This window comes from Actinophytocola sp. (assembly GCF_035634895.1).
Classification (GTDB): Bacteria; Actinomycetota; Actinomycetes; order Mycobacteriales; family Pseudonocardiaceae; genus Actinophytocola.
In genome coordinates this window covers 1-8368 of the sequence record NZ_DASQCC010000013.1, presented here as the reverse complement: position 1 = coordinate 8368, position 8368 = coordinate 1, and the positions used below count along the sequence as shown (strand labels likewise).

Below are 8368 nucleotides of genomic sequence, written 5' to 3'. Positions count from 1 at the left end.
CGTGCCGCCCGGGACCGACCCGGTGCCGGGACAGGCTGGCCGCCGGGCCGGCGACCCGACCGTGGTCGTGGTGGCGCCGTTCCAGGCCGAACAACGACTCGACGTCCTGCTCGACGTGCTGGGCTCGGTCGCTGCGCACGTCCCGGGCCTGCGGGTCGAGATCGTCGGCGACGGACCGGAGCCGCCCCGTGTGGCACGCGGGACCGTCACCGTCCACAGTGGCCGCGCGGCCGACGACGCGCTCCGCAGGGCGTGGGTGACCGCGTCGGCGGCGGAGACCGGCGTGCACGGCTGCGCGGTGCTGGAGGCCGCCGCGCGGGGTGTGCCGTGTGTCGGGCTCGACGTCGTGGGCATCCGCGACCTCGTCCGAAGTGGACGGACGGGATGGCTCGCCGAGTCCACCGGCGACCTCGGCGCCACCATGGTCACCGCCCTCACCCGGCTCGCCGACGCGGACCACGCGAGCTGGGTCGCCCGGCAGTGCCAGGCGTGGGCCGGCGTGTTCCGGTGGGAGCGCAGCGCCCGGCTGATGGCGAGCGTGGTCGCGGGACAGCTGGGCGCCGAGCGCTTCCGGTTGCGCGGACGCGGGCAGCGCAGGCAGGCCCGGCCCGACATCGCGACCGTGGCCACGTTCCCGGCCGGCGTCGTCGCCGACCCGGCCGCCGCGCTGCGGGCGACCGACGAGGTCGGCGTGGCGGACGGCACGGTCAGCCTGCTGCTGCGCGGCTGTGACGAGGTGGATGCCGCCGGGGTCGTCGAGCGCCTCGGCGTGCCGGACGCGCGGCTGCGGCTGGCCGACCAGGAGGACCTGCTGGTGGGTCCGAGCGACCTGCCGGCCGTGCTCGTCGAACAACCCGAACCAGGCCAGGAGACTCCGGTCTGATCGACGCCGGGAGGATGACCATGTCCAGTCCACTCAAGACAGAGAAACGCGCGGTGCCCTGGTGGCTCGTCGGCGGGGCGGTGGTCGCCACGTCGGCGGTGCTCGCGCTGGTCGCGCTGATCGTGTTCCGCCACAACGACTACTGGAACGCGCGGTGGATGGTCGACCTGACGGTCTACCTCGCGAGCGGCGACACCGTCCGGGCCGGCGACTCGCTCTACGACCTGGTGGTGATCTCGCCGCTGTACGGCCCGATGCCGTACGTGTACCCGCCGTTCACCGCGATGCTGTTCTTCGTGCCGCTGTCGGCGTTCACCGCGCCGGTGGCCAGCTTCATCTGGAACACGGCCTCGCTGGTGGCGCTGGGCGCGGCGGTGTGGATGACGCTCGGCATCGCCGGGGTGCGTGACCGCAGGCTGAAGTTCCTGCTGACGATCGCCGGCCTGGTGCTGGCCACGTGGCTGCTGCCGATGCGGGTGCTGCTCGTCGCCGGGCAGATCAACACGTTCCTGCTCGTGCTGGTGCTGCTGGACTTCCGCAGGCCCACGAGCCGCTGGCAGGGCATCGGGGTGGGGATCGCCGCCGGGCTCAAGGTGACCCCGCTGATCTTCATCGCCTACCTGCTGATCACCGGGCGGTTCAGGGCGGCAGGCAACGCGGTGCTCGCGTTCGCGGCCACCGTGGCCGTCGGCTTCGCGGTGATGCCCGGCGCGTCACTGACCTACTGGGGCGGCCTGGTGTTCCACTCGTCGCGGGTCGCCGACCCCTTCGACACGCCGAACCAGTCGCTGTCCGGGATGATGGCGCGGATCTTCCACAGCGCGCACTTCCAGAACTGGTGGTTCATCGTGCTGGCACTGGTCGCGGTGTTCGGTCTCGCCGTGGGCGCCTACGCCTACCGCAGGCGCGCCGACTTCCTCGGCATGTCCGCGACGGCGATCACCGGGCTGCTCATCTCCCCCGTCAGCTGGGAGCACCACTGGGTGTACGTGATCCCGCTGCTGATCTGGCTCGCGGTCCGGGCCTACCGCGAGCGCTCGGTCCCGGTGGCGGCCGGTACCGCACTGCTCGTGGCCGTGTTCACCATCCGCACGTTCTCACTCGTCGGGATCCAGGAGTCGCCGCCGGCGCCGATGGATCTCGCCGTGTGGCAGCAGCTCGTGGCGTCGGCGTTCCCGGCCGCCGGGCTCGCGCTGCTGATCTTCGGGCCGCTGTGGCTGCGCCGGCACTTCCCGGCGAAGGCGGACCGCGACGAGGTGCCGGTGGTCCCCGCCCAGCGCACCCCGGACGAGCGGGTGCCGGCCGCGGTGGAGTAGTACCGACGACGAAGCGGGCCGGAGCCTCCTCGGCTCCGGCCCGCTTCTGGTGTGTGATCAGCTCGCGAGACGGGGGTGCCGCTGCTGGGCGACCTGCTCGCCGATGACCTGGCGCGAGGCGAGCAGCAGGGCGTTCAGCATGGCGTCCGACGAGCGGTCCCTGCTGAAGCCGAACTGCGTGGCGACCCGCGGCGGGCACGTCCAGTTGATCCGCCGCAGCACGCCGGCCGCCAGCTCGCCGGCGACCGCGACCTCCGGCAGCAGCGTGATGCCGAGGCCCTCGACCACGCCCTGCTTCGCGGTGTCGACCGAGTCGAGGTCGTGCACCCGGGGCCGCGGGGTCGAGTACGCGAGGCTGAAGGTCTGCTCGAACTGCTTCTGGTAGCTCGCGTGGCGCTCGGCACGCAGCAGCGTGGCGCCGCCGAGGTCCTCGGTCGTCACCCGTGGGCGCCCGACGAGCGGATGCGTGGGACCGCCGACCAGCACCAGCGGCTCCTCGCACAGCACCGTGGTGTGCAGGTCCTCGTGCGCGTCCACCGCGTCGACGAAGAACGCGCAGTCGAGCGTGCCCTGTCGCACCGCGGCCAGGGTGTCGACGCTGTCCGACGAGCGCATCGACACCAGCATGTTCGGGAAGCGCAGGTTCGCGTACTCGAGGATCGGGATGAGGCGGTGCCGGGTGACGCTCGCGACCGTGCCGATGTTGACCCGGCTGGTGCCGTCGCCGTTCAGGGCGGTGCTCGCCATCGCCTCGTTGGCGAGCGCGACGATGCGGCGGGCGTACGGGAGCAGCCCCGCGCCCACCGCGGTGAGCTCGACACCGCCGGGGAGGCGGCGGAAGAGCAGGGCGCCCGCGGTGTTCTCCAGCGCCCTGATGCGTCCGGTCACGGTCGGCTGTGCGAGGTCGAGCAGCTTCGCCGCGTTGGTGAAACCGCCCGCGTCGACGACCGCTATGAAGGTGTGGAGTTGGCGGAGCTCGTACATGGCATGGAACCCCCAGGCTCGGTGTCGAGCAGATACCACATGCAGGACTTGTTCGCCGTGATGACCGGGACACCGAGGTCGCGCTCCAGCGGTTCGACGGCCTCGGCGGAGCGGATGCCGCTGCCGGGCACGAGCACGCCGTCCGCGCCGGCCGGGAAGGCGTCCCGGACCTGGTGGCGCACGTCGTCGGGCAGCACCCGCCACCGGCCGCCCCGGTCGAAGATCTGGTGCTTGCGCACCCCCTGCCACTCCGGGCCGAGGTCGAAGTGCAGCAGGCCGGCGACGTCGACACCCGCGGCGCCGAGGTAGGCGCCCGCCGCGTCGTAGGTCGGCTGGGTGAACCACGGCGGCATCACCACGAGGGGACGCCGCACGTCCGCCGCGCGCATCGCCGCCACCACGGCCTGTCCCGCCGTGTAGACCGGCGTGCCGTCCGCGGCGCGCGAGGCCTCCTCGGTGAACTCGCGGTCGAAGGCGTGCCCGCCGAAGAAGCTCGCCGAGCCGAAGCACAGGCAGATGGCGTCGACCCCGACCTGGCCGAGCTGCCGGACGCCGCGTGCGACGTCCGGCTCGGCGAGCATCGTCGCGGCCGGCGTGCCGGTGTACTCCGCGCCGGTGGCGGTGGGGCTCTCGAAGCGGGCCGCGTGGATGCTCACGTCCGGCGGCGCCATCCGGCGCAGCTCGAGCTCCGGCACGGGATCGTTGTGGATGACGAGGATGCCGAGGCTCGCCATGGCGATCAGGCTCCCGGATCGGCGCCAGTGGTGGCGGGGACGGACGGTAAGGCGGCCGGAGCGGACCGGCGCAGGCCGATCCAGGCCAGCGCGGCACCCAGTGCGGCGGCCGCGGCCGTGGTGACGAAGGCCCAGCCGAACTCCGTCTCGCCCGGCGCGTGTCCGAGCACCAGCACGAGCACCGCCACGCCGAGCGCACCGGCCAGGTACTGGGACGTGGTCATGAGCGCGGAGCCGATGCCCTGGTCGTCGTCGTGCAGGTCCTGGGTGCCGGCGATGAACATGGCCGTGTAGGTGATCCCGTGCCCGAGGCCGCTGACCAGCAGGCCGGGCAGCAGGTGCAGGACGTAGCCGTCCCCGCCGATCTGCAGCGCGAGCAGCAGCAGGCCCACCGCGTCGACGGTGAACGCCAGCGTGAGCGTGCGGCGCACCCCCAGCGGGCCGACGATGCGCCCGGCGACCGTGTTGCCCACCGTGATCATGACGGCGAGCGGCAGGAACGCGAGACCCGCGGCGAGTGGCCCGTAGCCGCGGTCCTGCTGCAACAGCAGCGTCACCACGAAGAACTCGTTGCCGACACTGGCCATGTACAGCGCGGTCGCACCGCACCCGATGACCAGCGTGGCCGTCCTGCGCAGGGCGCGCTCGACCAGCGGCGACGGGCTGCGGCGGTCGTGGAGCAGGAACCCGGCCATGAGCACGACGGCCGCGCCGATGGCGCCCACCGTCGTCACGTCGCCCCAGCCCTCGCTGGCCGCCCAGGTCAGGCCGAGCGCGGCCGCGAGCATCGCGGCGGTCACGAGCACCGCGCTCGGCACGTTCAGCGGCCGGGTCGTCCTGGCGGTCGTGTTCGGCAGCAGCGAGCGGGCCGTCAGCGCGCCGACGAGCGCCAGCGGCAGGTTGATCAGGAAGACCCAGCGCCAGGACGCGGTGCTGAGCAGCCCGCCGATGATCACGCCGGCCGCCAGGCCCGACGCGCCGACCGTGCCCCACACCGCGAGCGCGCGGTTGCGTTGCGGGCCTGCCGCGAACGAGGTGTTGATCAGCTTGATGACGGCCGGTTGCAGCGCCGCCGCCGCGATGCCCTGCGCGGCGCGGGCGACCAGCAGCAGCCAGGGGTGCGCGGCGAGGCCGCCGGCGAGCGAGGCGACACCGAACAGCACGAGGCCGCCGATGAACAGGGTGCGGGCGCCGAAGCGGTCGGCGGCCCGCCCGCCCACGATGAGGAAACCGGCGAAGAACACGGCGTACCCACTGATCACCCACTGGATCGCGCTCTCCGACAACGCGAAGTCGGCGCCGATGCTCGGCAGCGCGACGTAGACGATGGAGTAGTCGAGTGCGATCAGGAACTGTGCCATGGCCAGCAACACGAGGCGGCTGCGGGACTTCCCGCCGATCCTCGTCGCGCCACCGGTCTCCGGGACTGTCATCGGGTCACAACCTCGTTGGGCTCGCTGGAACGGGGAAGGCGGCGCTGCTCGTGTGCGGGCCCCGGTGTCGACGACCCGACGGCGGCCGGCAGCCCGGCCGCGGCGGCAACCACCACGTCCGCGCCGGCGGCCCCCAGCTGGTCCGGCGTCGCGACCCCGTAGCCGACACCGACGGCCCGCATCCCGGCGGCGACGGCCATACGGACGTCGTCGACCGAGTCGCCGACGACCACACACTGCTCCGGTGACCGGCCGAGGAGGTTGGCCGCCAGCAGTGCGAGGTCCGGAAAGGGCTTTCCGCGTGGTGCCATGCCGTGACACACGATCACGTCGAACATGTTCACCATGCCAGCGGCGGCCAGTATCTCTCTTGCGCTGGTCTCAACCTTGCTGGTCACGATCGCCAGCTGGCGGCCGGTGCCGCGCAGTCCGGCGAGCACGTCGAGAATCCCGGGGAAGATCAGCTCGCGGGCGCCGGGAACGACACGTTCGCGGAACAGCAGGCGGAAGCGGGCGACCGAGGACGCCACTTCGGGAGAGTCCGGCGGCAACCCGACGAGCGCGCTGAACGCGGCGTCGAGCGGCCGCCCGACCGTGGCGCGGATGTCCGCCTCCGGCGCGGTGCGGCCGCCTTCCGCGAGCACCTCCCGCAGCACCGTGACGATCCCGCTCGGCGTGTCGATCAGGGTGCCGTCGAGGTCGAAGAGAACGGCGGGGTTCATGCCGCCTCCCATGCGACGTCCGTGTTCGCGAGGGTCGCCGCCAGGTGGCCGGCGAGGGCGGCCGTCGAGGTGAGCACCGACCTGTTGGCGGCCGCGGTGCGGCCCTGCGTCGCGGCGGAGACCGCGCTCAGCACGTACGGGGTGACGCCCGGCCCGCAGACCCCGGCCTCGGCGGCCTCCTTCAGCTTCGTCTGGATGTGGGCCTGCACCTCCTCGGCCGGGATGCCGTCCGCGGCCGCGATCGGGTGCGTCACCACGAAACCGCCGCCGTTGCCGACGGCCCAGTGGGTGCGGATGGCGGCGGCGATCTGCCCGAGGTCGTCGATCCGGCGCGGGTTGGGATGGCCGCTGGAGACGCTGTAGTAGGCGGGGAAGTCGTCGCAGCCGTAGCCGACGACGGGCACCCCGAAGGTCTCCAGGTACTCGAGGGTCAGCGCGGGGTCGAGGATCGACTTCGCGCCGGCGCACACCACCGCGACCCGGTGCCTGCTGAACTGGATGAGGTCCGGTGAGATGTCGAAGGTGTGCTGTGCGTTGTAGTGCACGCCGCCGATGCCGGCGGTGGTGAACACCTCGATGCCGACCTGTGCCGCGGCGAGCAGCGTGGCCGACACCGTGGTGGCGCCGAGCCCACCGCCGGCCAGGGTCACGCCGATGTCGCGGGTGCTCACCTTCGGCAGGCCCGGCGTGGTCGCGAACCGCTCCACCTGCGCCTCGGACATGCCGACGACGAACCGCCCGTCGAGGATGCCGATCCGCGCCGGCACCGCACCCGCGGCGCGGACCGCCGCGACCACGTCCCTGGCGGTCTCGATGTTGGCCGGGAAGGGCAGGCCGTGCGCGATGGCGGACGACTCGAGCGCCACGACCGCCCGGCCGGCGTGCACGGCGTCGGCGACCTCGTCGTCGACGGTGATCAGGTGTGGCACCATGACATGCCTCCTCGTTCGGGGACGTGGTTGTCAGCCGTGTGCGCGCTGCCGGCGGGGGTGGAAGACCCAACCCCGGTAGAGCACGAAGCGGACCACGGTGGCCGCGAGGTTGGCGAGCACCAGAACGGCGATCTCGAGCATCGGTGCGGGATCGGTCAGTCCCTGCAGGACCGCGAGGGCGCCGCTCGTGAGCGCCAGCCCGATCCCGAGGACCACGAACCCCTCGTACTGGTGCCGGACGGCGTGGCGCCTGCCGCGGATGCCGAACGTGAACCGGCGGTTCGCGGCGATGTTCCCCACGGTGGTCACGACGACCGCGACCAGGTTCGCCACCTGTGCGCCCGTCCACATGCAAAGAAGGACGTACAGCAGCAGGTTGGCGGCCGTGCTGGCCACCCCGATGACGAGGAACGGGACGACCTGGCGCACCAGCTCGGCACGCGACCGCACCCGGTCCACCTGGGACACTGACATCAGACTGCCTCCGGCGACGCTGTGCGCGAGCTCCTGGACTCGTCGCTCACGAAAGGTTCGCCGTTTGAAGCTAACAGCCAGTGTAATCGGTTGGCTACTTACCGCGATAGCGAGCGGTGATCGGGCCATCGGCCCCATCACCGAGCCCGATCGCCCGATCGGCGGTCCCACTGCGCCGTCCGCTCACGCGGGTCGAACCGACACCGTGGCGCGTCAGCTGCCCGGCGCCGACCGCGCCTCGAACTCCGCGCGGAGCTGGTACTTGCGCAGCTTGCCGAGCGGGTCACGGGGCAGCTCGTCGACGAGCTCCAGCCGGTCGGGGAAGTACTCGCGGGTCATGGCACGGCCGCAGAGGTGGTCGTGCAGGTCCGCGAGCGTCGGCGGCTCGCCGCCGGGCACCACGACGGCGCAGACGTGCTCCCGCCCGCCGTGGGTGACGGCGATGATCGCCACGTCCTTGACCCCGGGATGCTGCGCCAGTTCCTCTTCCACGTCCCGCACCGGGATGATCACCTCGGCGTTCAGGTCGTAGACGCGGTCCGCGACGCGACCTTCGATGCGTATGCCCCCTCGGCCGTCCGAGCGGGCGATGTCACCGGTGTCGAACCACTCGCCGTGTCCCGTGTCGGCGTTCGAGGTTCCCGCTGTGTCGCCGGTGAGGGTGCCGACGCACTGGGACGCGCCACGCACCTGTAGCGCCCCCGTCCCGGTCGTGACGGCGCCTCCCGGGGTGACCACCCGGACCTCCAGCCCGGGGATCGGCCTGCCGTCGCTGTGCGCCGACCAGTCCGGCGGGTCGTCGGAGCGCACCGCGGTACCCGCGACGTTCTCGGTCATCCCCCAGGCCGCGCGCACCGGCACGCCGAACGTCTCCCGCACCAACGGCACCA

Annotated in this window: 9 protein-coding genes; 2 read left to right on the top strand and 7 right to left on the bottom strand. The window is 72.6% G+C overall.

The window, feature by feature from the left end; all coding sequences use genetic code 11:
- Positions 1 to 883 (top strand): glycosyltransferase (locus VET29_RS02715; protein ID WP_324914031.1); only part of this gene is annotated, 883 nt, incomplete at its 5' end.
- Positions 884 to 903: 20 nt separating this feature from the next.
- Positions 904 to 2199 carry a glycosyltransferase 87 family protein gene (locus VET29_RS02710; protein ID WP_324914027.1) on the top strand — a complete coding sequence of 432 codons (1296 nt, stop codon included), beginning with the start codon at positions 904 to 906 and terminating at the stop codon, positions 2197 to 2199.
- 57 nt (positions 2200 to 2256) lie between these two features.
- On the opposite strand, the gene VET29_RS02705 is transcribed toward VET29_RS02710, so the two are convergent.
- From VET29_RS02705 to VET29_RS02675, 7 genes are all read right to left on the bottom strand, one after another.
- Complete coding sequence (locus tag VET29_RS02705) at positions 2257 to 3183, bottom strand: LysR family transcriptional regulator (RefSeq protein WP_324914024.1); 927 nt, start codon at positions 3181 to 3183, stop codon at positions 2257 to 2259.
- Positions 3150 to 3917, bottom strand: coding sequence for a hypothetical protein (locus VET29_RS02700; RefSeq protein WP_324914022.1), 768 nt, complete (start codon positions 3915 to 3917; stop codon positions 3150 to 3152). Before VET29_RS02700 ends, VET29_RS02705 begins: the two co-directional genes overlap by 34 nt.
- A gap of 5 nt (positions 3918 to 3922) precedes the next feature.
- A complete protein-coding gene (locus VET29_RS02695) occupies positions 3923 to 5350 on the bottom strand; it encodes an MFS transporter (protein ID WP_324914019.1) in 1428 nt (475 codons plus the stop codon).
- Positions 5347 to 6072, bottom strand: coding sequence for an HAD family hydrolase (locus VET29_RS02690; RefSeq protein ID WP_324914016.1), 726 nt, complete (start codon positions 6070 to 6072; stop codon positions 5347 to 5349). Before VET29_RS02690 ends, VET29_RS02695 begins: the two co-directional genes overlap by 4 nt.
- Positions 6069 to 7004, bottom strand: a complete 936-nt coding sequence (locus tag VET29_RS02685) for a pseudouridine-5'-phosphate glycosidase (protein ID WP_324914013.1) — start codon at positions 7002 to 7004, stop codon at positions 6069 to 6071. Before VET29_RS02685 ends, VET29_RS02690 begins: the two co-directional genes overlap by 4 nt.
- Positions 7005 to 7034: 30 nt before the next feature.
- Positions 7035 to 7478, bottom strand: coding sequence for a GtrA family protein (locus tag VET29_RS02680; RefSeq protein WP_414636436.1), 444 nt, complete (start codon positions 7476 to 7478; stop codon positions 7035 to 7037).
- Positions 7479 to 7691: 213 nt separating this feature from the next.
- A partial coding sequence (locus VET29_RS02675) for an AMP-binding enzyme (RefSeq protein WP_414636435.1) occupies positions 7692 to 8368 on the bottom strand: 677 nt, incomplete at its 5' end.

Bases quoted from the DNA above. Each gene is read 5' to 3' on its own strand.
- VET29_RS02690 (WP_324914016.1), bottom strand. From the start codon at position 6,072: ATGAACCCCGCCGTTCTCTTCGACCTCGACGGCACCCTGATCGACACG.
- VET29_RS02695 (WP_324914019.1), bottom strand. From the start codon at position 5,350: ATGACAGTCCCGGAGACCGGTGGCGCGACGAGGATCGGCGGGAAGTCC.
- VET29_RS02710 (WP_324914027.1), top strand. From the start codon at position 904: ATGTCCAGTCCACTCAAGACAGAGAAACGCGCGGTGCCCTGGTGGCTC.
- VET29_RS02685 (WP_324914013.1), bottom strand. From the start codon at position 7,004: ATGGTGCCACACCTGATCACCGTCGACGACGAGGTCGCCGACGCCGTG.
- VET29_RS02705 (WP_324914024.1), bottom strand. From the start codon at position 3,183: ATGTACGAGCTCCGCCAACTCCACACCTTCATAGCGGTCGTCGACGCG.
- VET29_RS02680 (WP_414636436.1), bottom strand. From the start codon at position 7,478: ATGTCAGTGTCCCAGGTGGACCGGGTGCGGTCGCGTGCCGAGCTGGTG.
- VET29_RS02700 (WP_324914022.1), bottom strand. From the start codon at position 3,917: ATGGCGAGCCTCGGCATCCTCGTCATCCACAACGATCCCGTGCCGGAG.